This is a genomic window from Nocardia sp. NPDC003979 (assembly GCF_053605015.1).
Map to the genome: position 1 here is coordinate 147,889 of NZ_JBSGIJ010000002.1, position 23,299 is coordinate 171,187.

Sequence of the window (23,299 nt, forward strand, 5' to 3'; positions counted from 1 at the left end):
GCCACCGGACGGGCGCGTCGCCGATACGTCGTCTAATGTCGGCTGGGTGGCAGTCCATGCGGTGGTCCAACGCGTCCCCGAACCGTTACGCTCCCTGTTGCTCCAGCACCGGGAGCTGCTGAAGTTCGCCATGGTCGGCGCCGTCACCTGGTTCATCGACACCGGCGTGGTCTACGCGGTGAAACTCACCGTGCTCGGCGACAAGCCGCTCACCGCGCGTCTGCTCGGCGCGTTGATCGCGACCATCGCCTCCTACATCCTCAACCGCGAATGGTCCTTCCGCACCCGTGGCGGCAGGCAGCGCAGCCACGAGGCGGCCCTGTTCTTCACGGTCAGCGCGCTGGGCATCGTGGTCACCATGATCCCGCAGGCGCTGTCGCTGTACGTGCTGAATCTGCGTGTGCCGCACGTTGATCCGATGGTGCAGATGGTCGCGAACTTCATCTCCGGCCAGATCCTCGGCGTGCTGCTGGCCATGGCGTTCCGGTTCTGGGCCTTCCGCCGCTACGTCTTCCCGGACGATCTCAGAGAAGCGGAACTGCACAGTATCCAGGGTTAATGTGACCGTTCGAGGTTTTCCAGTGCGGCGATGACCAGGTCGACGAAGGCGTCGACCTCTTCGCGGGAGTAACCACGTGTGCCGAGACGGCTGTCGGTGAACCGGACACCGCGCACGTCTGCGGCGGTGAGGCTGCCGGGGCCGTTGTGAGCCAGGGTGGCCGCGACCAGGTCGAGGAAGGCGTCGACCTCCTCCTCGTGATAGCCGCGACGGCCGACCGCGGACTGGCTGAACCGCATGCGGTGCACGTCGTCGGGGGTGAGCATCGCGGCGATCTCCTCCCCGGGGCGGGGCGCGGGCACGGGGGAGGCGCCCTTCTGCCGGTGTTCGAGCTCGGTCCTGACCCGGTCGAGAAAATCATCGACCTGGTCGGCCTGGTAACCGCGACCACCGAAACGGGGCGCGCCGAAATGGACATGGCGGACGTCGTCGGCGGTGAGACCACCGTGTCCGTGCAGGGTCGCCGACACCTTCTCCAGGAAAGCGTCGACCTCGTCGGCATGGTAGCCACGATGGCCGAGGGTGGGCATGGCGAAGTGGGTGCGGCTCACATCGTCGGGCGTCACAGCGGTCATTGTGTCAGGAGTGCCCTTCTATCCCAGAGGTTTTCGACGGCAGCGCATCGCGACTGTACACCGGCGAAGCGGCCGGTCGCGGGCCACGGAATTATGTGTCATGCTGTAACACATACATCGGTGTGTGGAGGTTCGACGTGGCGCCTCAGCGGGATGCGGTCATCATCGGGGCGGGTTTCGGCGGCATGGGTGCCGCCATCGAACTCGACCGGCTCGGGCTGCGCGATTTCGTGGTTCTCGAACGCGAGGACGACCTCGGCGGTACCTGGCATGTGAACCGGTATCCGGGTCTCGCGGTGGACATCGCCTCGGTCACCTACTCCTATTCGTTCGAACCCAATCCGTACTGGAGCAGGTTGTTCGCGCCCGGTGCCGAGCTGAAGAAATACGCCGAGCACGTCGCCGACAAATACGGGCTGCGCGGGCGGATGCGGTTCGGCACCGAGGTGCAGAGCGCGCGCTGGGACGACGACAACGAGCAATGGGTGGTGAACATCGCGGGCGGCGAACCCCTCACCGCGCGCTATCTGATCACCGCCACCGGCTTCCTGTCCCAGCCCTACACGCCACCGTTCCCGGGCATCGAGTCCTTCGCGGGCAAGATCATCCACTCCACCGACTGGGACGACGGTTACGACCTCACCGACCGTCGCGCCGCCGTGATCGGCACCGGTGCCACGGCGGTGCAACTGGTCCCCGAGCTGGCCGCGAAGGTGGCGTCACTGACGGTTTTCCAGCGCACCCCCATCTGGGTGGTTCCCAAGATCGACGGCCCGATTCCCGCCGTGGTCCAGCGTGCGTTCGCGGCGGTCCCGCTCACCCAGAAGGCGGCGCGGCTGGCCAACACCGCACTGCTCGAGGCGATCATGCTGGTGGGGGTGCTGCACTACAAGCAGGCCAAACCGCTCAACACCGCCGCCGCCCTGCTGGCCAAGGCACACCTGTTCGCCCAGGTACGCGACGCGGACACCCGAGCCAAGCTCACCCCGCACTACGACTTCGGCTGCAAGCGGCCGACCTTCTCCAATGCCTATTTCATGACCTTCAACCAGCCGCACGTGCGCCTGGAAACCGAGTCGATCGACCACGTCGAACCCGACGGCATCGTCACCGCCGACGGGCACAAGACGGTTGTCGACACGTTGGTCCTGGCGACCGGCTTCAACCTGTGGGACGCGAACTTCCCCGCCATCGAGGTGATCGGGCGCGACGGGCGAAATCTCGGAAAGTTCTGGCGTGACAATCGCTTTCAGGCCTACGAGGGCATCACGGTGCCGAAGTTCCCGAACTTCCTTTCGCTGAACAGCCCCTATTCCTACAGCGGGCTGTCGTACTTCACCACCATCGAGACCCAGATGAAGCACATGGGCAGGCTGTTCACCGAGCTGTTCCGACGCGGGGCACACACCTTCGAGGTCACCGAGGAGGCCAACGCCCGCTTCCTCGACCGGGTGACCGCCGACCTCGATTCGTCGGTGTTCTACGGCGGCGACTGCTCCGGTGCGCGCAGCTACTACTTCAACCAGCACGGTGAGGCCGCGCTGCTGCGCCCCACCAGCACGCTGTCGGCGCACCGCGAGGCGGTCGGTTTCCCGCTCGACGACTACACCTACGGGCGCGGTGCGTGACCGGGGTTTCGCCGCGCGCGGCGGTGTCCGGTGTGTCGGCGCGGCGGGGAACTGGCAGACTGTCAGGCGTACCTGCACCGTCCACCACTGACTAGGGACTGACTTCGACGATGGACTTCCTGTTTCCGCTGCTGATCCTGGCCCTGCTCGTGCCGATGTTCTTCGGTATCCGTAAACAGAAGCGGGAGGCCGAGAAGGTCGCGAGCATGCAGGAGAGCCTGAAGGTCGGTGACCAGGTGGTCACCACGTCGGGCCTGTACGGCACCGTCGTCGATATCGACGATTCGACCGTCGACCTGGAGATCGCCGAGGACGTCGTCACCACCTGGCTGCGTCAGGCCATCCGCGAGGTGCGTATCGAGGAGCCGGTGGCCGCCGAGACCGCCGACGCGACCGACGCCCCCGTCGAAGAGGCCGTCGATCAGACCGAGACCCGGCTGACCAAGGACTCCTGAGCAGTTCCCTTCCCCCCGCCGGGCGACGTACGAGCGCGCCCGGCCGGGCACTGTTGTGCCCATCGATTCGGCCTCGACTTCCGCCTAGGAGATGACCTGCTGTGCCACCTTCCCAAGGATCGGCGCATCCGTTCCGGTTGCTCGGCGTCTACGCCGCGCTGCTGGCCGTGATCTACGCGCTGGTGTTCTTCACCGGTGACCATTCGCCCACGCCCAAGCTCGGTATCGACCTGCAGGGCGGCACCCGCGTCACGCTGACCGCGCGTACCCCCGACGGCAACGAGCCGAGCCGCGAAAGCCTGCAGAAGGCGCAGGAGATCATCGAGAACCGTGTGAACGGTCTCGGCGTCTCGGGCTCCGAGGTGGTCATCGACGGCACCAACCTCGTGATCACGGTGCCGGGTGAGGAAAGCCAGCAGGCGCGCGCCCTGGCCACCACCGCCAAGCTCTACATCCGTCCGGTGCTCGGCGCGACCCAGCCGCAGACCGGTGGCGCCGCACCGCAGCAGCCGGTGCCCGGTGCCCCGTCCGCCGACCCGAACGCGCCCGCACCGGGTCAGGCTCCCGCGACCGGCGATCCGAACGCGCCCGCGACCGGCGACCCGGCGACCCCCGCACCCGAGGCGACCACCCCGGCGCCGCAGTCGCGGGTGTTCCCGGCCCAGGCTCCGCCGACGCCGACCCCGCCACCCGCCGATCTCACGCCCGCCCAGCAGCAGGCCAAGGAGATCGCCGACGCCAAGGCGCTGCGGCAGAGCACCGACCAGAACATGCAGCAAGTCGCGATCATGAGCATGGACTGCACCAAGCCCGATCCGCTCGCCGGCAACGACGACCCGGCTCTGCCGCTGGTCACCTGCTCGCAGGACGGCACCGAGGTGTTCCTGCTCGGCCCGAGCCGCATCGACGGCCAGGAGATCGCCGACGCCACCTCCGGCTTCAACGCCCAGCAGGCTCGCCACGAGGTGAACCTCGAGTTCCGGTCCACCGGAACGGACGCCTGGGCCGCGCTCACCGGCGAGTACGTCAACAAGCGGGTCGCGTTCGTGCTCGACTCGAAGGTCGTGAGCGCCCCGCAGGTGCAGCAGGGCCCGCAACTCGGCGGCAGCACCTCCATCTCGGGCAGCTTCACCGCCGACAGCGCGAGCGAGCTGGCCAACACCCTCAAGTACGGATCGCTGCCACTGTCGTTCACTACCTCCGAGGCGGAAACGGTGTCGGCCACGCTCGGTCTGGCCGCGCTCAAGGCCGGTCTGCTCGCCGGTGCGGTCGGTCTGCTCGCGGTGCTGCTGTACTGCCTGTTCGTGTACCGGATGCTCGGCTTCCTCGCCGGGTTCTCGCTGATCGCCGCCGGTTTCGCCGTGTACGGCATCATCGTGCTGCTCGGGCGCTGGATCGGGTTCACCCTCGACCTGGCCGGTATCGCCGGTCTGATCATCGGTATCGGTCTGACCGCCGACTCGTTCGTCGTGTTCTTCGAACGCATCAAGGACGAGATGCGCGAGGGCCGCAGCTTCCGTTCGGCCGTGCCGCGCGGCTGGGCCCGCGCCCAGCGGACCAACCTCTCGGGTAAGACGGTCAGCCTGATCGCCTCGGTCGTGCTGTACCTGCTCGCCGCCGGCCAGGTGAAGGGCTTCGCGTTCACCCTCGGTGTCACCACCGTGCTCGACGTGATCGTGCTCTACCTGGTCACCGCCCCGCTGCTGATGCTCGCCGCGCGCTCGCCGTTCTGGGCGAAACCGTCGGTGAACGGCTTGGGTTCGGTGCAGCAGATCGCCAGGGAACGTGGCGCGGGCCAGGTCCGGCCGAAGGAGATGTCACGATGAGAAATGCCGATCCGACGACTGAATCGCTGAACCTGGACAAGGCAGAGCCGACCGCGTCGCCGCAGCACGGCTTCTTCGAGCGGCTCTACACCGGCACCGGTGGCTTCCCGATCGTCAGCAGGCGCAAGTTCTTCTACACGATGTCGGCGGTGCTGCTGCTGATCTCGATCCTGAGCATCGCGGTGCGCGGTTTCACCCTCGGTATCGACTTCGAGGGCGGCTCGCGCATCCAGGTGCCGGCGCTGGCGAACGTCAGCACCCAGGACGTGGAGGACACCTACGCACAGACCCTCGGCCACGGCCCGGTGACAGTGCAGGAGGTCGGTTCCGGTTCCGCCGCCACCATCCAGGTGCGCTCGGAGACCCTCGACGGGGACCAGACCGGCCAGCTGACGACCGCGCTGCGCGCGATGCTGGAGAAGGAGTCCAAGACCTCCGTCGGCCCCGAAGCCATCAGCATCGCCGAGATCAGCGAGACCTGGGGTGGCCAGATCACCCAGAAGGCGCTGATCGCGCTGCTGGTGTTCGTGGCGCTGACGATGGTCTACATCGCCATCCGCTTCGAACGCGACATGTCGATCGCGGCGATCGTGTCGCTGTTCTTCAACCTCATCGTGACGGCGGGCATCTATTCGCTGGTCGGGTTCGAGGTGACCCCGGCCGCGGTGATCGGTCTGCTCACGATCCTCGGTTACGTGCTCTACGACAACGTGGTCGTCTTCGACAAGGTCGAGGAGAACACCCGCGGCGTCCTGCACCTGCACAAGCGCACCTACGCCGAACAGGCCAACCTGGCCGCCAACCAGACCCTGATGCGCTCGATCAGCACCACCGTCATCGGCATCCTGCCGATCATCGGCATGTTGGTGATCGCGGTGTGGATGCTCGGTGTCGGCACGCTGAAGGACCTCGCGCTGGTGCAGCTGGTCGGCATGATCGTCGGCGCCTACTCCTCGATCTTCCTCGCCGTTCCCGTGCTGGTGTCGATCAAGGAACGCTGGGGCCCGGTCGCCGCGCACACCAAGAAGGTGCTCGACAAGCGCGCCGGTGGCGGCACCGCGCGTGTGCCGGTGACGGCGGGAGCCCGCGCGGCGCGCGGTCCCCGGCCCACCGACGCCGGTGCGCCCAGGCCCGGCGCGCGGCCGAGCGGAAAGCGGCACAAGGGCAGGCACTGACGGCACGAGCAGGGGTCTCATCATGCGACGTAGCACGATTCGGCTGATCACCGTCCTCGCCGCGGCAGGCGTCGGCGCCGGTCTGGTGACCGGGTGTTCGACCAAGAACCAGGTGCCCTCGATCGGTTACGCCGTCGACGCGGCGGTCGCCAGCTACAACGGTGGCAGCACCCTCGGCGCGAGCAGCGGCGCGGCGGCGGTGTTCGGGCGCGTGCTCACCGGGTTCTTCTACACCGGACCCGATGGTCAGCAGGTGGCCGATACCGATGCGGGCACCGCCAAGGAGGTGCCGGGCGAGACCCAGACCGTGCAGTACCGGCTCCATCCCGACGGGGTGTACTCCGACGGGGTCGCGACGTCCTGTGACGATCTGGTGCTCGCCTGGTCGGCCCGGTCGGGCCGGTTCACCCGGCCCGGTGACCGCGGCCAGGCACCGATGTTCGACGCCGCGAGCACCGACGGCTACGACGACATCGAGCGGGTGGACTGCCAGCCGGGGTCCAAGGACGCCACCGTGGTGTTCCGTCCCGGCAGGCACTATCTGCCGTGGCGCACACTGTTCACCGCCGCCGAGCTGATGCCGGCCCACGTGGTGGCCCAGGCGGTCGGTGTACCGAACGTGGTCGACGCGCTGCAGTCCGGTGACGGTGCGGTGATCGGCCGGATCGCCGACTTCTGGAACTCGGGCTGGACCATGGCACCGGGCGAACTGGATCTCACCAGGTTCCCGTCGTCGGGTCCGTACCGCATCGAATCCTTCACCGCGGCCGACGGTTTGGTGCTCGTCGCCAACGAGAAGTGGTGGGGATCGGCACCCGAGACCAGCCGCATCGTGGTGTGGCCCAAGGGCACCGACTACGCGGCCAAGGCCGAGGAGAACGCACTCGGCGTGGTCGACCTCGGCGCGGGCTCGGTGACCGACCTGGCCCTGGAGGGATTCGACGAGCAGACCGTCCCCGGCCGCGGCGCCGAACAGTTGGTGCTCGGCACGGGCGGGGTGTTCGCCCGGGTGGAGACGCGGCGTGCTTTCGCCCAGTGTGTCCCGCGCCAGGCCCTGTTCGACACCCTCGGCAAGGCCGGTGAGGTACCCCCACGTGGCCTCGGCTCGGGAACATTGAATTCGCGGGTGGTGCAACAGGATTCGCTGTACTACGACGCCGTGTCCGGGTCCGGCGACCGCTATCGTGGCACCGATATCCCCGGTGCCACAGCGACACTCGCCTCGGCGGGTACCGCCCAGCCGACCATCCGGATCGGCTACCTGACCCCCGATGCCCGCCGGGCGAAGACCGTGGCGATGATCGCGGAATCCTGCCGTGGGGCCGGCATCACCGTCGTCGACGCGGGCGCACCGGATTTCACGCCGGCCAAGCTCGGCGAGGGCGCGGTGGACGCGGTGCTCGGCAGCACGGCGGCGGTGCCGGGACCGGCCGGATCGGCGACCGGTGTCGCCGCGTTCGCCGCTTTGCGGGCGGGTAACGGGCTCGATGCGGGAGGTTTCGGGAACGCTCGCTACGATGCCATCACCGATCAGCTTGCGGGCGAGACCGATTCGACCGCGACGCTGAATCTGCTGACCGAGGCCGAGAACCTGCTGTGGGCGCAGCTGCCGAGCATCCCGTTGTTCGCCACTCCGCGCACCATCGCGTTCGGTAACGGCATGCAGAACGGGATCCCCGGGCCGACGCAGGCGGGCACCGGGTGGAATATGGATCGCTGGGTGTTGCAGCGGTGAGTCGTGGACGTGAGACAGAGGTGGCGATGAGTAAGCACGCGGTGGTCGAATCCGCCGATCAGGCCGGGATGCGGACCGGTAAGGCCGCCGACGCGGTCGCCCGGCTCACCCGCTGGCACGACGACTTCCCCACCCCCGGCGTGCGTTTCGCCGATCTCACCCCCGTCTTCGCCGATGCCGAGGGCTTCCGCGCGGTCATCGACTGCTTCGCCGCCGTCGCCACCGACGTGGACCTGGTCGCCGGGGTGGACGCGCGCGGCTTCCTGCTCGGCGCCGGAGTGGCCGCCACCCTCGGCACGGGTGTGCTGGCCATCCGCAAAGGCGGCAAGCTGCCCCCGCCGGTCGTCTCGCGCGAATACCAGCTCGAATACGGCAGCGCCGCACTGGAGATCCCCGCCGACGGGGTGGAGCTCGCGGGCAAGCGCATCCTGCTGCTCGACGACGTCCTCGCCACCGGCGGCACCCTCGCCGCGGCGGCGGGCCTGTTCACCGAGGTCGGTGCCGAGGTGGTCGCGGCGGCGGTCGTGCTGGAACTGGAGTTCCTGAAGGGCCGCGAGCATCAGGGTGACTACCCGCTGACCTCGATCGTCAAGCTCTAGGTTCGCGCCACATCGGCCACACCGACGGCCCGTCGGGCAGGTGCAGTTCGCCGGTGACGACGAAGCCGAAACGTTCGTAGTAGGCGATGTTGTCGGGGTTGCTCGATTCGAGGTAGGCGGCGGTGCCCTCGGCGTCGCAGCGGTCGAGGCGTGAGCGCAGCAGCGCCCCGCCGTAGCCGCCGCCCCGCACGTCGGGGGCGGTGCCGATCACCGACAGGTACCAGTGCGGTCGGCTCGGATGGTGCTTCTTCAGCAGGTCGCCGACCGTCTTGCCCGCCAGGATCCGGCGGCCGAACGCCCGCCACAGCCCGGGCATGGCCCGCAGGTCGGCGCCGAAGGAACCGTATGGTCCCGGCGGTGCCCACAGGGTCGCACCGCCGATGGTGCCGTCGGGTCGGGTCGCGAGTTCGCAGGCGCCGAGCGGAACGAAGTAGTGCCTGGCCATCGCACCGAAGAACCAGGGCAGACCGGTCGCCCGGCGCTGCGGGTCCGGCAGGATCCAGCTCATCACCGGGTCGTGCTGGAACGCCGAGGCCAAGGTTTCGGCCAGCGCCCCCACGTCGGCCTGTTTGGCCGCGCGCACTGTGGTCAACACATCTGTCACCTTCCACTGACGGTGGGCGCTGCTCGCCCGCCGGTTGTCGATCGCCCGTCCGGTGTCACCATGTCCAGCTCGTCCGCAGCGGCCCGAGCTGCCCACCGCGCAGCGTCGCACGGCAGACCTGTTCCTTCAGCAGAGCGGCCGTGCGGCCGGTGAGGACCGCGGGCAGCGGGCGGTCGGTGAGGTCGGAGAACTGGATGAGCGCGTCGCGGCGCCCCAGGCTCACGGACTGGCCGATGTACTTGCGGCGCAAGGGTTTCGGCTCACGTCCTGCGAGGACTCGCAGCACGGTCTCGGCGGCGTGCACGCCGCAGGGCACCGCGGCCTGACAGCTCATCCGCAACGGGTTCGTGCCGAGGGCGACCGCGTCACCGGCGCCGACGATGTTCGGACTCGTTGTGCTGACCAGGGTGTCGTCGACGAGCATGGCCCCGGCCGCGTCCACTTCCAGCCCGCTCGCCCGGGCCAGGTCCGAGGGCGCGAAGGCGGTGCTGGTGATCGCGAGGTCGGTGTCGAGGACCGTGCCGTCGGCGAGGGTGATCTTGTCCTGGGCGATCGCCGCGACGGCCACCTGGTCGACCACCGTCACCCCGAGTGCCGCCAAGACGGTACGCGCGCGGACCCGCCCTCGTGCGGACAGGCTGTGGCCCAGTTCGCCGGTCACCAATCGCACCCGCACAGCACCGCTTTCGGCGAGTTCGGCGGCGGTTTCGATGCCGGTGAGGCCGCCACCGATCACGGTCACCGTGGCGCCGGCGGGCAGGTCGGCCAGGCGCAGGCGGGCGTGGTCGGCTTCCGCGCGGGTGCCGAGCGAGACGGCGTGCTCGGCCGCACCCGCGATACAGGTGTCGTCGGTGTGGCTGCCCGGGGCGTAGACGAGGTGGTCGTAGCCGATCTCGTCGCCGGAATCGGTCCGCACGTAGTGGTGCCGGGCGTCGATGACCTGTGCGGTGGCGGTGACGATGCGTACGGAGTCGGGCAGGACGCTGCGCAGGGGCCGATGGGCTCGGTGTGTGCCCGCGATGTACTGGTGCAACCGGATGCGTTCCACGAAGTCGGTGCGCGGATTCAGCAGCGTCACCTGGACGCCCGGGTGACGGGCCAGGCGCTTGGCGGCGCTGATCCCGGCGTACCCGCCGCCGAGGACGACCACGTCGGCCTTCATTCACGACCCCCTCTGTCCGCGTTCGTCTTTCACGATAGTGACCTGTCGCGCAGCGAGGGTATGCAGGTGAGCGGGCTCACGCGCGGAAAAAATAGGGTGGCGTGGTCCGGGGGACCGGTGTTATCAATGAAGGGTCTTGTTCCCGACGATCGGAGTCATGCGTTGATTTCTTGAGGTAGCGCTTTCGGGCGGTCCGCACTGTGCGCACCGCGTATCCGTCGCACCTCGAGGTGGTCCGCATGTCTACGCTGTCTTTTTCCGATCTCACTTTCCACTGGCCCGACGGCACCGTCGTCTTCGACGGCCTCGATGCCACCATGGGACCCGGCCAGATCGGTCTGGTCGGTGCCAACGGCGCCGGGAAGTCCACGTTGCTGCGGCTGATCGCCGGTGAACTGCGCCCCATGCGCGGATCGATCACCGTGCCGGGTGATCTCGGGTATCTGCGTCAGGATCTCGGCATGCGCACCGGTCAGCGCGTCGATGCCGTGCTCGGGATCGACACGCTGCGGGCGGCACTGCACCGCATCGAGCACGGCACGGCCGATGCCGCCGACTTCGACACCGTCGGCAACCAGTGGCAGGTGGAGGACGAGGCCATCGCGCTGCTCGGCAAACTCGGCCTCGACTACGTGGCCGGATCCGTCGCCGACCTCGACCGCACCCTCGACACCCTCTCCGGCGGGGAGACGGTGCTGCTCGGACTGGTCGCCGAACTGCTGCGCGAACCGGATGTGCTGCTGCTCGACGAACCGACCAACAACCTCGACTCGGTCGCGCGGGCACGGCTCTACACGGTCATCCGCCAGTTCACCGGCACGGTGATCGTGGTCAGCCACGACCGCGAACTGCTCGACCGGATGGACGGTATCGCCGAACTGCGGGCGGGTGAAATCCGGTCGTTCGGCGGCAACTTCACCGACTACGAACGCGTCGTCGAGGCCGAACAGCAGGCCGCGCTCGCCGCCGTGCGCGACGCGCGCAGCGACGTCCGCAAACAGGCACGTGAACTGGAAGCGGCCAGGATCAAACTCGACCGCCGAAAGCGCTACGGGCAGAAGATGTTCGACACCAAGCGCGAGCCGAAGATCGTGATGGGCAACCGCAAACGCAGCGCCGAGGTGTCGGCGGGCAAGCTGCGCAACTCCCACATCGACAAACTCGACACCGCTCGCGAAACCCTCGACCAGGCCGAGGAGTCGGTGCGCGCCGACCGGGAGATCCGGATCGAACTGCCCGGCACCCGGCTGTACCCGGGGCAGGACGTGATCGCCCTCGACCAGGTGCGCCTGGCCAACGGTCCCGTCGTCGATCTGCGGGTGAGCGGACCGGAACGGATCGCGCTCACCGGACGCAACGGCGCGGGCAAGACCACCCTGCTGCGGCGGATCGTCGCGGAGGGCCCGAAGGTGGCGTGGCGATTGCTGCCCCAGCGGCTCGACGTGTTCGACGACGCGCGAACGGTGTTCGAGAACGTGGCCGATGCCGCACCGCACGCTTCGGCCGAGCAGATCCGGGGACAGCTGGCGCGCTTCCTGTTCCGCGGTGCCGACGCCGACATCCCGGCGTCGGCGCTGTCGGGCGGGGAACGACTGCGGGCCGCGCTGGCGACGCTGCTGCTCGCCGAACCCGCGCCCAAACTGCTGATGCTCGACGAACCGACCAACAATCTGGACCTGCCGAGCCTGGCGCATCTCACCCAGGCCCTGGCAAGCTTCGAAGGTGCGCTGCTCGTGGTGAGCCACGATCAGCGGTTCCTGGACGACATCGGCGTCACCCGGAGGCTCGAACTCACCCCCGACGGGCTGGTCGAGTAGGCCGAGGCATGATCGGGGACGACCGATACCCGCGGCGTTCGCCCGGGGACGACGAACAGATGGGGTGACGTGGAGCAGTCCGTTGTGTCGATCGACGTGGTGACGTTGCGATGCTGGGAGGGCGACACCGGCGTGCGCGTGGGCATCGCGGCCCGCGAATTCGAACCCTTCACCGGGCAGCTGGCCCTGCCGGGCGTCCTGCTGGGGCGGGGCGAGCGGCTGGTCGAGGCCGCCCGTCGCGCGGTCCTTGGCAAACTCGGCGTGCCCGACACCGCGATCGTCGCGGTCGGCCAGCTGCGCACCTTCGACGAACCACACCGCGACCCCCGTGGCCCCACCCTCGCGATCGCCATGTGGGCGGTCGTCGCCGAACACGAGGGCCCCGCCGAATGGGTCGGTTTCGACGAGGTGCCCCCGCTGGCCTTCGACCACAACCACATCATCGAGACCACCCGGCCGGCCCTGGCCGCCCTCCTCTGGAAAGACCCCACCTTCACCCGCGCTCTGGCAGGCGCCGAGTTCCCCGCCACCCGCGCGGTCGACCTCACCACCGCCCTGCACGGCACCCGCCCCGACCCCGCCAACCTCAACCGCACCCTCGCCACCATCCCCGGCCTGCGCCGCACCGGCGAACGCCGCCGAGTCCGGGCCACCGGTCGCCCCGCCGTCGTCTGGGCCTTCGACGACTGATCCGCGCCACGGCGCCGAGCACGCGTGCATTCAGCCGGAAGATCGATCTTCGCCGGGCGCATACGTGCGTTCAGTCCCGGAGGGCAGTGGCCGCCAGGTCGCAGAGCGCATACGTGCGTTCGGTGGGATTCGGCCGTCGCCGCCGACGCATGCGTGTGTTCAGCCGGAAGCGGCAGTGGTCGCCAAGTCGTAGAGCGCGTACGTGCGGCGCAGCACCGGATACGAAACGTTGTGCACCGCAATGTTTCCCGTGGTCCGGCCGTCTTCGGTGCCCGCGTGTGCGTGTCCGTGCAGCGCGAGCGTGGCGCCCGCGGCGTCGATCGCGTCGCCCAGCGCCTGACAGCCGAGGCCGGGATAGATCGAGATCGGTTCGCCTGCCAGGGTGTCGACGGTCGGGGAGAAGTGGGTGAGGGCGATCCGCGTCGGTGTGTCCAGCGCTTCGAGTGCCGCCCGGAGCCGGAGTGCGTCGGCGGCCCCACGACGCATCAGCATCCGGTGCTCCTCGCTTCCGGAGTCCGGGTCGCCGGGGTACGCCGGGAAGCCGCCGGAGCCGCCCATCACCCCGGCGATACCGATCCGGTGCCCGCGCACAGCGCAGATCGTCGCCCCGCCGTCGAGCACCCGCACTCCGATGCCCGTGAGCATGCTCGCGATCACGTCCCCCGCGCCTGCGTCGTGGTCATGATTGCCCAGCACCGCGACGACCGGCATCGCCAGTCCCTTGAGCTCGGCGCAGAGCAGCTCGGCCTCGGCCACGGTGCCGCCGTCGGTGAGGTCACCGGCCAGCAACAGCAGATCGGCCTCGTTCTCCAGCGCGAGGAGGTCGGATCGGAACTTTCCCGCGACGGCCGGACGCATGTGCAGGTCGGCGGTGGCGGCGATACGGACTGGTGTTGTGTTCCCCACCCACCGAGATGGCCACAGCGGATCGCCGGTGTCAACAGCTCGGTAGATCACCTGCGGGATGGCGCGTGGTGGGCGGTCGGATCGGTTCGTGTCGGAGCGTCGTACTACCGTCGCGTGTCTGTGACCCCGGGGAATCGAACACCAGGTCGGTGTGGGGACTAAAGTTGGTGGTCCGGGCGGTTGCAGCAGTCGGCTGACAAGGTCGAATGCGGCGTGAGAGGTGGTGGCATGACTCGACAACTCGGCGAGGCGAAGGTTGGGCAGGGGTCCACCGACGCCGCGCCAACCGCTGGTGCCCAGGGCAAGCCCGAACCCGCGAAGCAATCGCCCACCGCCTCGGTGCCCAGTTCGGCATCACGGCGCGTGCGTGCCCGGCTGGCCAGGCGGATGACCGGTCAGCGCGGGATCGCGGCGGTCAAGCCCGTGCTCGAACCCCTCGCGACGGTGCACCGGGAGCTGTACCCGAAGGCCAATCTCGCGCTGTTGCAGCGCGCCTTCGACGTGGCCGACGAACGCCACGCCAAGCAGTTCCGCAAGTCGGGTGACCCGTACATCACCCATCCGCTCGCGGTCGCCAACATCCTCGCCGAACTCGGCATGGACACCACGACCCTGGTCGCGGCCCTGCTGCACGACACCGTCGAGGACACCGGCTACTCGCTGGACCAGCTCAAAGAGGAATTCGGCCAGGAAGTCGCCCACCTCGTCGACGGCGTGACCAAGCTCGACAAGGTCAACCTCGGCGCGGCCGCCGAGGCCGAGACCATCCGCAAGATGATCATCGCGATGGCCCGCGATCCGCGCGTGCTGGTGATCAAGGTGGCCGACCGGCTGCACAACATGCGGACCATGCGTTTCCTGCCGCCGGAGAAGCAGGCCAAGAAGGCCAAGGAAACCCTCGAAGTCATCGCGCCGCTGGCGCATCGGCTCGGGATGGCCACGGTCAAGTGGGAGCTCGAGGACCTCGCGTTCGCGATCCTGCACCCCAAGAAGTACGACGAGATCGTGCGCTTGGTCGCCGACCGGGCCCCCTCGCGCGACACCTACCTGGCGAAGGTGCGCGCCGAGATCGTCAACACTCTCGCCGCGTCGCGGATCAACGCCGTCGTCGAGGGACGGCCCAAGCACTACTGGTCGATCTATCAGAAGATGATCGTCAAGGGCAAAGACTTCGACGACATCCACGACCTGGTCGGCATGCGCATCCTGTGCGAGGAGGTCCGCGACTGCTACGCCGCCGTCGGCGTGGTGCACTCGCTGTGGCAGCCGATGGCGGGCCGGTTCAAGGACTACATCGCCCAGCCGCGCTACGGCGTCTACCAGTCGCTGCACACCACCGTCGTCGGTCCCGACGGCAAGCCACTCGAGGTGCAGATCCGCACCCACGACATGCACCGGACCGCCGAGTTCGGCATCGCCGCGCACTGGCGCTACAAGGAGACCAAGGGCAAGCACTCCGGTGACGCCGCCGAGGTCGACGACATGGCGTGGATGCGTCAGCTGCTCGACTGGCAGCGTGAGGCCGCCGACCCGGCCGAGTTCCTCGAGTCGCTGCGCTTCGACCTGAAGTCGCCGGAGATCTTCGTGTTCACGCCCAAGGGCGACGTGATCACGCTCCCGCAGAAATCGACGCCGGTCGACTTCGCCTACGCGGTGCACACCGAGGTGGGCCACAAGTGCATCGGTGCCCGCGTCAACGGCAGGCTCGTCGCGCTGGAACGTCAGCTCGAGAACGGCGAGGTCGTCGAGGTCTTCACCTCCAAGGCGCAGAACGCCGGACCCAGCCGCGACTGGCAGAACTTCGTGGTCTCGCCCCGCGCGAAGGCCAAGATTCGCCAGTGGTTTGCCAAGGAACGGCGCGAGGAGGCACTCGAGAGCGGCAAGGAGCAGATCTCCAAGGAGGTCCGCCGCGTCGGGCTGCCGCTGCAACGGCTGATGAGCGTCGACGCGATGACCGCGGTGGCGCACGAACTGCACTACACCGACATCTCCACCCTCTACACCGCCGTCGGCGAACATCAGGTGTCGGCGCACCACGTGGTGCAGCGGCTCATGGCCCAGCTCGGTGGCATCGGCGATGTGGAGAACGAGCTGGCCGAACGGTCCACGCCGTCGACCACGCCGAGCAGACAGCGGGTCACCGGCGACGCGGGCGTGCTCATCCCCGGCGCCCCCGGCACCGTCGCCAAGCTCGCGAAATGCTGCACGCCCGTACCAGGTGACGAGATCATGGGCTTCGTGACCCGTGGTGGTGCGGTGAGCGTGCACCGCACCGACTGCACCAACGCGGGCTCGCTGCAGTCGCAGTCCGAACGGATCATCGACGTGGAGTGGGCGCCGTCGCCGTCGTCGGTGTTCCTCGTGGCGATCCAGATCGAGGCGCTGGATCGCACCCGGCTGCTCTCCGACGTCACCAAGGTGCTCGCCGACGAGAAGGTCAACATCCTGTCGGCGTCGGTGGCCACCCACGGCGACCGGGTGGCGATCAGCAAATTCACCTTCGAGATGGGCGACCCGAAACACCTGGGTCATCTGCTCAATGTGGTGCGCAATGTCGAAGGTGTGTATGACGTCTACCGCGTAACCTCAGCAGCCTGACGCTGTCCCGCCTCCCCGCGACTTCTGGCCGGACTCAGGTGCGCCTGGCGTCGCGTCGGCGGCCGGACTCGGGTGCGTGAGGAATTGGCCCGTACCCGGTGAGTTACCCATGTGCTCGCGAGGTCACGGGGTTACCGACATGGCCTGACCAGCTCATCGGCGGGGTCTCGCAGGCCGGATGGCTGAAGATTAGCTGGCGCGCGAGGGTTTGCTGGGGCAGCGGAAGGGCCTGTTTGGGCAGGGGTTCGGTAAGTCGGAATCTGTTACGGTTTACTGCGTTTCAACGTTCCACTGGTCAGCCGAAACGGACTGTGATGCGGATCGATATGGCTCGGTGCACGACACGACTCACGGTGACGATGATCGCGATCACCGTTGCCTCGGCGTCGGTGTCGGCGGGGGTGGCCGCCGCGGAAGAGGTCACCCCCGTCGCACCGTCGACACGCGTGGCCATCGATGCCTGTCCTGCGTTGTACGCCTTGGGAATTCAGGGCACGGGGGAGTCCTCGCCCGATGCCGCGCCGAGCACCGACACCGGCATGTTGAGCACCCTCTTCCGGCCGTTGTTCGCCGCGGCCGCCGAACCGGGACTCGTCGACCGCGCCTACGTCCCCTACGAGGCGGGCTTCGGCGGTGCCGTTCCCGGCGGAGCCGTGCCCTACACCGAATCGGTCGACGGGGGCCTCGAGCGGTTGCGGTCGATGGCCACGCAGGTAGCTCAGCGGTGCCCGGACTCGCGCATCGCCGTGGTGGGGTATTCGCAAGGCGCCCATGTGGCGTCGCTGTTCGCGCAGGAGGTCGGGTCCGGCACCGGTGTGCTCCCCGCCGACAAGGTCGCCGCGGTCGCGCTGTTCGCCGATCCGACCCGGGGCGAGAACGCGCCGCTGTTCCCGGGCGCACCCGACCGCGCCACCCCGCTCGCCGCTCCCGGCACCGAGGGCACCGCTGTCGCCGACCTCGGCGAGGTTCGTCAGGCCCCGGCCCCCGGCGGCGGGCTCGGTTCCCGCCACGACCGGGCGGGCGACTACGGCAAACTCACGGGTCGCGTCGCAAGCTTCTGTGCCACAGGCGATCTCGCGTGCGACGCACCGCAGAACGCGCCACTCATGCGGGCGGTCACCAGTCTGGTGAGTCAGGTGAAGCTGTCCGGCGGCGACCCCATCGGTTCGCTGGTCTCGATCGCGCAGGCGCTGGCCTTCACCTCGATCAAAACCGCCTCGACCGTGGTGAACGAGGACATCTCGGGCAGCACGCTGGCCGATGTCTCGCTCTCGCCGAAGAAGTCGATCTCCCAGCGTCTCGCCGACGCCGCCGACCCGCGCGCCACCCTCGACGTGAACGCCGCCTTCCAGGCGCTGCTGAAGGTGGGCATGATCGGCCTCAACTCCGTCGCGACCGTGGTGAAGACCGTGCTCACGCCGGCGAGCATCGCCGAACTTGCCACGGCGGCACTGTCTAACCCGCTGGCCGGGCTCACGCTGCTCGGGACGAAGCTCGTCGGCGCCGTCGCGCAACTGATCCCGCCGACCACCGGCGTACGCCTGGTGAACGAGGCCTTCACGGCGGTGGCGCAGAACATCACCGACAACCGGGAACTGCTGGACGTGACCACCTGGGTGCGCTACTGGGACTCCATGCAGCGTCACGTCGCCTACTCCCAGATCGGGGTCGGTGCCCAGGGCGCGACGCCCACCCAGTACGTGGCCGACTGGTTCGCCGCGATCGCCCGCGACGCCGCGGCAACCTCCGGGCGCGGCGCGACACCGCTCGGCGGGCCCGACACGCCCGACCCCGGCCTGTTCACCAGCCGAACCGGCGAGCCTACGCCATCGAAACCCGGTCATGGGGGACAATTTCCGTTCGGGACAGGAGCCGATGGCGCCTCATCCGGCGGCGCGACGACTCCGCCTGCCGCGACACCCGAACCATCACCTACCAGACTGTTCTCAGTGAACTGAGTACCGAGAGGTATCGATGCGAATCCATGTGCCCGGCGTAGCGGAAAGGGGGGAATGTTGAAGTCGTACAACGAACTGTCGCGCTGGTACTCGGCGCTGGAGCCGGAAACCGACACGGCCGACCCTGCGCGCCAGGACACCACCGAGCAGGTGGCGGGCGACGACGAGGCCCCCGCCCGATATTCGCAGCGCCCCGAGCGCATCCCGACGGCCGACCACCCGGCCACGCCCGTCGAGCGCTCCGGACAGCCTTGGACCAAGCCGGCGCCCGAAGTCGACGAAGCCTCCGCCGAGGACTTCACCGCCCGCGACTTCACCAAATCGGACCCGGGTGCCGACCCGGCACCGCGCTCGGCGGAGCAGGAAACGCCGGTGCGTGCCGAGGACCGCCGAGCCGGGTTCGACCCCACGCCACGTACCGAGGGCCCGCGGCAGGGGCAGGATCCTGCTCCGGATCGGCACGCTGAGCACCATCCCGCCCCGATCGCCGAATTCCGGACGCGCGAGCGCGACTCGTTCGTCGCCGCCGATCGGGACCAGGCGCGCTTCGCCGCGGACGATTCCGAATCGCTCGCGGACCACACGACTCCCCGCGAGGAACCGGCCGTCGACTACTACGCGCAAGAGCGCGAGCAGGCGCCGATCATGGAAACGCGGCCCTACGTGCCCGAACCGGTGCCCCTGGCTGAACACGCCGCGCGGCGCAGCGAATTCACCGGCGGCTGGTCGGACTGGGTGGAACACGCACCAGGTCCCGACGACGACTACGACGCCGAACTCGTCCAGTTCCCGTGGGCCGACACTGCCGACGACTACGACGAGGCGCATGTGCTCGAACCCTCCGGCGCCCTGCGCGCACGGCGGGCCCGGCAGCGTAACCGCTCGTGGGTCGTGCTCGCGATCGCCGTGCTGGTGCTGGTGGTGGCCGCGACCGGTGTGATGTTCCTGCTGTTCGGACGCGGCAGCACCCACGCCGCGCAGCCTGCCACCCCGCTGCACTTCACGGCGGGCAACCTCACCGCCGACGCCGGCGGCGCCTGCCCGACCGAACGCACCGAACTCGTGGTCCGCAGCGCCGAACCCGGCGGCACGGGCTCCGGTCCCGACGCGGTGCTCGCCTTCCAGTACGCCTACTACGTGACCCGATCGGGTGCCGAGGCGCGCGCGGTTGTCACCCCCGACGCCGAGGTGTCCTCGGCCGCGGTGATCCAGCGCGGCATCGATTCCATCCCGGTCGGCACGACGCACTGCGTGCGGATCACCACCGTCGCCCCCGAGCGGTACACCGTGGAGGTCACCGAATTCCGGCCCGCGGGGGCGCCGGCCACCTACACCAAGCAGTTGGTGCGAACGACGCGCGTCGGCGATCGCACGCTCATCGCGGGCATCGCGGCAGGGTAAGGAGCAAGGCGATGACAGACGACTGGAGCCGATGGCTCGACGAGGCCCCCGAGGGGGACCCGTCGGACGACCTCGCGCGTGATCCGGCTCCGGTGGTGCGATTGCGGCGCAGGGGCGGAGCCCGTTCCGGCGGGGCACGCAGGCCGATCCTCGTCGTCGGCGGCTGCGGCGGTGCGGGCACCACGACAACCACACTCGGCCTGGCCGCCGCCTCGGCGATCGACGGTGCGGTGACCGTCGCCGTCGACGCCACCGCCGCGGGCAGCGACCTCGCCCTGCGCGGCGCCGACAAACACCTGCACCCGGTGAACCTGCAGTCGTGGGTCTACGGGCGCGGCGACGACGAACCGGCGCCGATCGAGGACTGCCTGTCGCGGTCCACCTCCGGATTCGGGCTGCTCTGGCGCGACGCGACCCCGCTACGGCGGCGCGCGACATATCTCACTGTCGCCAGGGCATTGGACGCCGGTGGATACACCGCCGTCTACGACGGTGGCAATCCGATTGCCGGACGGCAACTGCGCCCCCTGCTCGACGACGCCGATATCGCGCTCGTCCTGACGATTCCGGCCCGGGTCGACGCCGCCAACCGCCTGCGGGTGACCCTGGAATGGCTCGACGACCACTACGGCGACGACGGCGCGGGCGTCGTGGCCGACACCACCATCGTTGTCTCCCACCAGTATTCGCAGGACGATTCGCGCGTTGCGGAGCATTTGCGCGAGCACCTGTCGGGGTGGGTGCGTGAGGTCGTCGAGATCCCCTACGACCCGCATCTGGCGCGCGGCGAACTGGTTCGCCACAGCGAGCTCGCCGAGGCGACGCGTGCGGCATATGGGAGCTTGCTCGCGGGAGTGGCATCATGACGGCAGCTATGAATCTACGTCGTCGTCGTGAACCGGACGCGCCCGCCGGTGTCGTCGCGCCGCCTGAATCGTTGCGCGCCAAGATCTGGGAGCGCCCGGTCCCGGGGGTGGGACGGGCGCCGCTGGTCTGGTTGCTCGGCGTGCACGGTGGGGCAGGCGCCACCACGCTCGCGCATGTCCTCGCGCCCGCCGCGGACGCCCGTGGCCGCTGGCCGGGTGTCTTCGACCGGGAATCGCCCTACGTGGTGCTCGTTGCGCGCGAGACCATCTCGGGACTCACCCGTGCCCACGATCTGCTGCGCCAGCATCACGCCGGGCTGGCCGGTCCGTCGCTGGTGCTCGGCCTGATCACCGTCGCCGCGCGGCCCGGGCGGATGCCCGCCGAGATCCGCCGCTACCGCGATGTGGTCGGTTCGCTGGCCGGGCACGTCTGGCAGGTGCCGTGGATCGAGGAATGGACTCTCGTCGAATCCGAGGCACTGCCGGTGTGGTCCCCGGGCGACGAGGTGGTGGCCCGCAAGCGCAGGCCGGACCCGCTCGAAGAGGTCCCGATCGAGATCGGTGAGCTGGGAACCGATCTGGTCGCCGCCATCAGGACGAGCCTCGGTTCGCCGATCTCCTCGGCGGCGCAGCGGGGTCGATCATGACGGCCGGGCGCGTCGGCCGTCTGTGGTGTACAAACGTGTGTCGGCGTCGAAGTGTTTGTGGCACAACACCTTTACAGTGGGAGAAAGGCACCCGATGAGCATGCTCCTCCTCGCCGTGCAGGACACGTACGGCACCGTGCTTGCCCAGGTCGGTAACCCGACCCCGGAAGCTCCTCCCGGCTCGGAGAAAATCCTGCAGCTGGTGCGATACCTCACCTGGTTCGTGCTGCTGTCGGGTATCTGCGGCATCACCTACGCGGGCGGCAAGTTCGCGTGGGAGCGCTGGACCGGCGGCGGCCTCGAGTCGCCGAAGATGGTCGCAGGCGCGATGATCGGCGGTGTCGTCGCCACCAGCGCGGGCACGATCATGAATGCGGTCATCGGTTAGTGATCGCCGTGCTCGCCTACAAACAGATCCCGGCCGACGTGCTCGCGCCGCTGATGCAGTTGCTCAACTGGCTGCTGTGGTTCGTGCTGCTGTCGTGCCTGGCCTGGATGATCCTGTCGGCGGGTCGGCTGTGGATCGCGTTCCGCAGCGACCTCGCCGTCAACGATGCCTCACACGGTGTGCTCATGAGCCTGATCGGCGCCGCGGTCGCCAGCACCGCGTCGGCGATCGCGCTGGCATTCCTGCCGGCGTGAGGCAGCGGACGACGAAGGCACGACCATGAATTCCACAGTGACACGACCGGTGCTGGTCGGTATCGCCCTGCTCACCGCCGCAGCGGGTTGCGGTGAGCAGGACGCGGGCCCCGACCTGTCCTCGGCACCGACCGGCGTGCGCTGGCAGCACTACCAGGGCATCGCCCTGCCCCACGCCGATCAGGGGCCCACCCAGGTACAGCAGGGCGCCGCGACCGGATTCGAGCACTCGCCGCGCGGGGCGGGGCTGGCCGCACTCACCCACACCATCCGGCTGTCGGTGGCACCCGACGACGACTGGGCCACCGTCGTCAACCGGGGCCTGGTCCCCGGACCGGCACGCGACGAGTGGGCGATCAACCGGGTGCAGCTGTCGATCACCGGGCCCGCCGCGCCCGAGTACGCGCCGAAATTGTTGGGTTACAAAATCACCGAATACCGTGACGAGCAGGCCCGTGTGGACGTTTACACCGAGTACTCGGACAGTTCCCGCGCGGTGAACCACACCGCGGTGAGCTGGTACGGACAAGACTGGCGACTGCGCTTACCCGACCCGGAGTCCACCACCCGACCCGTCGACGCGATCGACGAATTACCACCCGACATCGTGACATTGGAGGCACCGCAGTGAGCGAGAAGGAGGCGTCGACGCGCGACCGCGCGTCGTTCGGCATGATCGCCTCCGGTGCCCTGCTCGCCCTCATCCTGGTCGTCGGCGCGGTCGTGTACTTCACCAGTAGCGGTGAGGGGGAGATCGACGCCGGTCCGCCGCCACCGCAGGCGGCGGGCGGTACGGGCTTCGCCGAACCGGAGGTCGACCTGTTCGGCAGGCGCGTCGACGTCCCCAACAACCCGGCCGGGCAACCGCTGGCCCAGGACCCGAGCACGCGGCGCACACCCGACGACCCGGACTGGCTCACCGCCGCCCCGGCGGGCACCACGAAACCGCACGGATGGCAACGGGTCTACGGCGCGTCGGTGCCGTTCTCCACCTCCGACGGACCGTCGCGGATCGAGGCCGGGCTGGCCGTGGGCTACGCGCACACCCCGCAGGGTGCCGCGCTGGCCGCCGCGCAGATCACCTACCGGCTCAACGCCAGGCCCGCCGATCGCGACCTGTACGTGACGCAGCTGCGGGTGAGCTCCACCCAGCTGGCCGCCTACGACTCGGCGCTGGCCGCCGACAAACTGCCCGAGCAGCAGCCGGAGAAGGTGACGCGCTACTTCGTCGCCTCCGACGCCTTCCGCATCGATGACTACGCCGACGACATGGCGATCGTGCGACTGGCCTCGCGCGGTCCGGTGGTCGACGGTAAACAGCTGTACGCGGCCATGCGGCTGATCGTGGTGTGGGACGACGGTGATTGGCGGCTGAAACCGTCGACCACCACCAACAACCGGACCGAATACGTGGAATCGCTGGCGGGGTGGACGACATGGTGACCAACCATCGAGG

General features: G+C 68.9%; 22 protein-coding genes. 18 read left to right on the forward strand and 4 right to left on the reverse strand.

All coding sequences use genetic code 11. The annotated features are described in order from the left end of the window. Positions 1-46 precede the first annotated feature (46 nt). On the forward strand, positions 47-559 hold the full coding sequence (locus ACWEVR_RS04325) for a GtrA family protein (RefSeq protein WP_166655711.1): 513 nt from the start codon (positions 47-49) through the stop codon (positions 557-559). Here ACWEVR_RS04325 and ACWEVR_RS04330 read toward each other — a convergent pair. Next, positions 556-1,134: a DivIVA domain-containing protein gene (locus ACWEVR_RS04330; protein ID WP_067492959.1), complete on the reverse strand. Its 579-nt coding sequence runs from the start codon at positions 1,132-1,134 to the stop codon at positions 556-558. The genes ACWEVR_RS04325 and ACWEVR_RS04330 overlap by 4 nt on opposite strands. A gap of 137 nt (positions 1,135-1,271) precedes the next feature. On the opposite strand from ACWEVR_RS04330, the gene ACWEVR_RS04335 reads away from it, so the two are divergent. The 6 genes from ACWEVR_RS04335 to ACWEVR_RS04360 all read left to right on the forward strand — a co-directional run bounded on the left by ACWEVR_RS04335 (position 1,272) and on the right by ACWEVR_RS04360 (position 8,552). Further along, positions 1,272-2,762 carry a flavin-containing monooxygenase gene (locus tag ACWEVR_RS04335; RefSeq protein WP_452465791.1) on the forward strand — a complete coding sequence of 497 codons (1,491 nt, stop codon included), beginning with the start codon at positions 1,272-1,274 and terminating at the stop codon, positions 2,760-2,762. 110 nt (positions 2,763-2,872) lie between these two features. Continuing rightward, a complete protein-coding gene (yajC, locus tag ACWEVR_RS04340) occupies positions 2,873-3,217 on the forward strand; it encodes a preprotein translocase subunit YajC (protein WP_067492961.1) in 345 nt (114 codons plus the stop codon). Positions 3,218-3,318: 101 nt separating this feature from the next. After that, the gene (gene secD, locus ACWEVR_RS04345; protein ID WP_357394584.1) at positions 3,319-5,043 is read left to right on the forward strand and encodes a protein translocase subunit SecD; all 1,725 of its coding nucleotides are present in this window, start codon (positions 3,319-3,321) and stop codon (positions 5,041-5,043) included. Then, entirely contained in the window at positions 5,040-6,218 is a 1,179-nt protein-coding gene (gene secF / locus ACWEVR_RS04350) for a protein translocase subunit SecF (RefSeq protein ID WP_452465792.1), read from the forward strand. The genes secD and secF overlap by 4 nt, the downstream gene beginning before the upstream one ends. A 22-nt stretch (positions 6,219-6,240) precedes the next feature. After that, positions 6,241-7,953, forward strand: coding sequence for an ABC transporter substrate-binding protein (locus ACWEVR_RS04355; RefSeq protein ID WP_452465793.1), 1,713 nt, complete (start codon positions 6,241-6,243; stop codon positions 7,951-7,953). A 26-nt stretch (positions 7,954-7,979) separates the two neighbouring features. Next, complete coding sequence (locus ACWEVR_RS04360; RefSeq protein ID WP_452465794.1) at positions 7,980-8,552, forward strand: adenine phosphoribosyltransferase; 573 nt, start codon at positions 7,980-7,982, stop codon at positions 8,550-8,552. On the opposite strand, the gene ACWEVR_RS04365 is transcribed toward ACWEVR_RS04360, so the two are convergent. Together ACWEVR_RS04365 and ACWEVR_RS04370 are read right to left on the reverse strand one after the other, a co-directional pair. Further along, entirely contained in the window at positions 8,542-9,147 is a 606-nt protein-coding gene (locus tag ACWEVR_RS04365) for a GNAT family N-acetyltransferase (protein WP_452465795.1), read from the reverse strand. The genes ACWEVR_RS04360 and ACWEVR_RS04365 overlap by 11 nt on opposite strands. 64 nt (positions 9,148-9,211) lie before the next feature. Next, entirely contained in the window at positions 9,212-10,318 is a 1,107-nt protein-coding gene (locus tag ACWEVR_RS04370; protein ID WP_452465796.1) for an NAD(P)/FAD-dependent oxidoreductase, read from the reverse strand. Between the two features lie 239 nt (positions 10,319-10,557). Here ACWEVR_RS04370 and ACWEVR_RS04375 point away from each other — a divergent pair, with 239 nt between their 5' ends. Continuing rightward, positions 10,558-12,135: an ABC-F family ATP-binding cassette domain-containing protein gene (locus ACWEVR_RS04375; RefSeq protein ID WP_452465797.1), complete on the forward strand. Its 1,578-nt coding sequence runs from the start codon at positions 10,558-10,560 to the stop codon at positions 12,133-12,135. Between the two features lie 69 nt (positions 12,136-12,204). Beyond that, positions 12,205-12,825 (forward strand): NUDIX hydrolase, encoded by a 621-nt coding sequence (locus tag ACWEVR_RS04380; RefSeq protein WP_452465798.1) that lies wholly within the window; start codon positions 12,205-12,207, stop codon positions 12,823-12,825. A 159-nt stretch (positions 12,826-12,984) separates the two neighbouring features. Here ACWEVR_RS04380 and ACWEVR_RS04385 read toward each other — a convergent pair whose 3' ends face one another. After that, positions 12,985-13,731 (reverse strand): metallophosphoesterase family protein, encoded by a 747-nt coding sequence (locus ACWEVR_RS04385; RefSeq protein ID WP_452465799.1) that lies wholly within the window; start codon positions 13,729-13,731, stop codon positions 12,985-12,987. 228 nt (positions 13,732-13,959) lie between these two features. On the opposite strand from ACWEVR_RS04385, the gene ACWEVR_RS04390 reads away from it, so the two are divergent. The 9 genes from ACWEVR_RS04390 (at position 13,960) to ACWEVR_RS04430 (ending at position 23,286) form a co-directional block, all read left to right on the forward strand. Continuing rightward, positions 13,960-16,329, forward strand: a complete 2,370-nt coding sequence (locus ACWEVR_RS04390; protein WP_452465800.1) for a RelA/SpoT family protein — start codon at positions 13,960-13,962, stop codon at positions 16,327-16,329. A 359-nt stretch (positions 16,330-16,688) separates the two neighbouring features. Continuing rightward, positions 16,689-18,287, forward strand: a complete 1,599-nt coding sequence (locus ACWEVR_RS04395; protein WP_452466149.1) for a cutinase family protein — start codon at positions 16,689-16,691, stop codon at positions 18,285-18,287. Positions 18,288-18,341: 54 nt separating this feature from the next. Then, a complete protein-coding gene (locus ACWEVR_RS04400) occupies positions 18,342-19,688 on the forward strand; it encodes a hypothetical protein (protein ID WP_452465801.1) in 1,347 nt (448 codons plus the stop codon). Positions 19,689-19,699: 11 nt separating this feature from the next. Further along, the gene (locus ACWEVR_RS04405) at positions 19,700-20,554 is read left to right on the forward strand and encodes a MinD/ParA family ATP-binding protein (protein WP_356984133.1); all 855 of its coding nucleotides are present in this window, start codon (positions 19,700-19,702) and stop codon (positions 20,552-20,554) included. Beyond that, a complete protein-coding gene (locus ACWEVR_RS04410; RefSeq protein ID WP_452465802.1) occupies positions 20,551-21,201 on the forward strand; it encodes a hypothetical protein in 651 nt (216 codons plus the stop codon). The genes ACWEVR_RS04405 and ACWEVR_RS04410 overlap by 4 nt, the downstream gene beginning before the upstream one ends. Positions 21,202-21,295: 94 nt before the next feature. Further along, positions 21,296-21,589, forward strand: coding sequence for a hypothetical protein (locus ACWEVR_RS04415; protein WP_067493819.1), 294 nt, complete (start codon positions 21,296-21,298; stop codon positions 21,587-21,589). Next, positions 21,589-21,843 carry a hypothetical protein gene (locus ACWEVR_RS04420; protein WP_067493516.1) on the forward strand — a complete coding sequence of 85 codons (255 nt, stop codon included), beginning with the start codon at positions 21,589-21,591 and terminating at the stop codon, positions 21,841-21,843. Before ACWEVR_RS04415 ends, ACWEVR_RS04420 begins: the two co-directional genes overlap by 1 nt. Before the next feature lie 25 nt (positions 21,844-21,868). Further along, positions 21,869-22,474, forward strand: a complete 606-nt coding sequence (locus tag ACWEVR_RS04425; protein WP_452465803.1) for a hypothetical protein — start codon at positions 21,869-21,871, stop codon at positions 22,472-22,474. Then, positions 22,471-23,286 (forward strand): hypothetical protein, encoded by an 816-nt coding sequence (locus tag ACWEVR_RS04430; RefSeq protein ID WP_067493520.1) that lies wholly within the window; start codon positions 22,471-22,473, stop codon positions 23,284-23,286. The genes ACWEVR_RS04425 and ACWEVR_RS04430 overlap by 4 nt, the downstream gene beginning before the upstream one ends. Positions 23,287-23,299 lie beyond the last annotated feature (13 nt).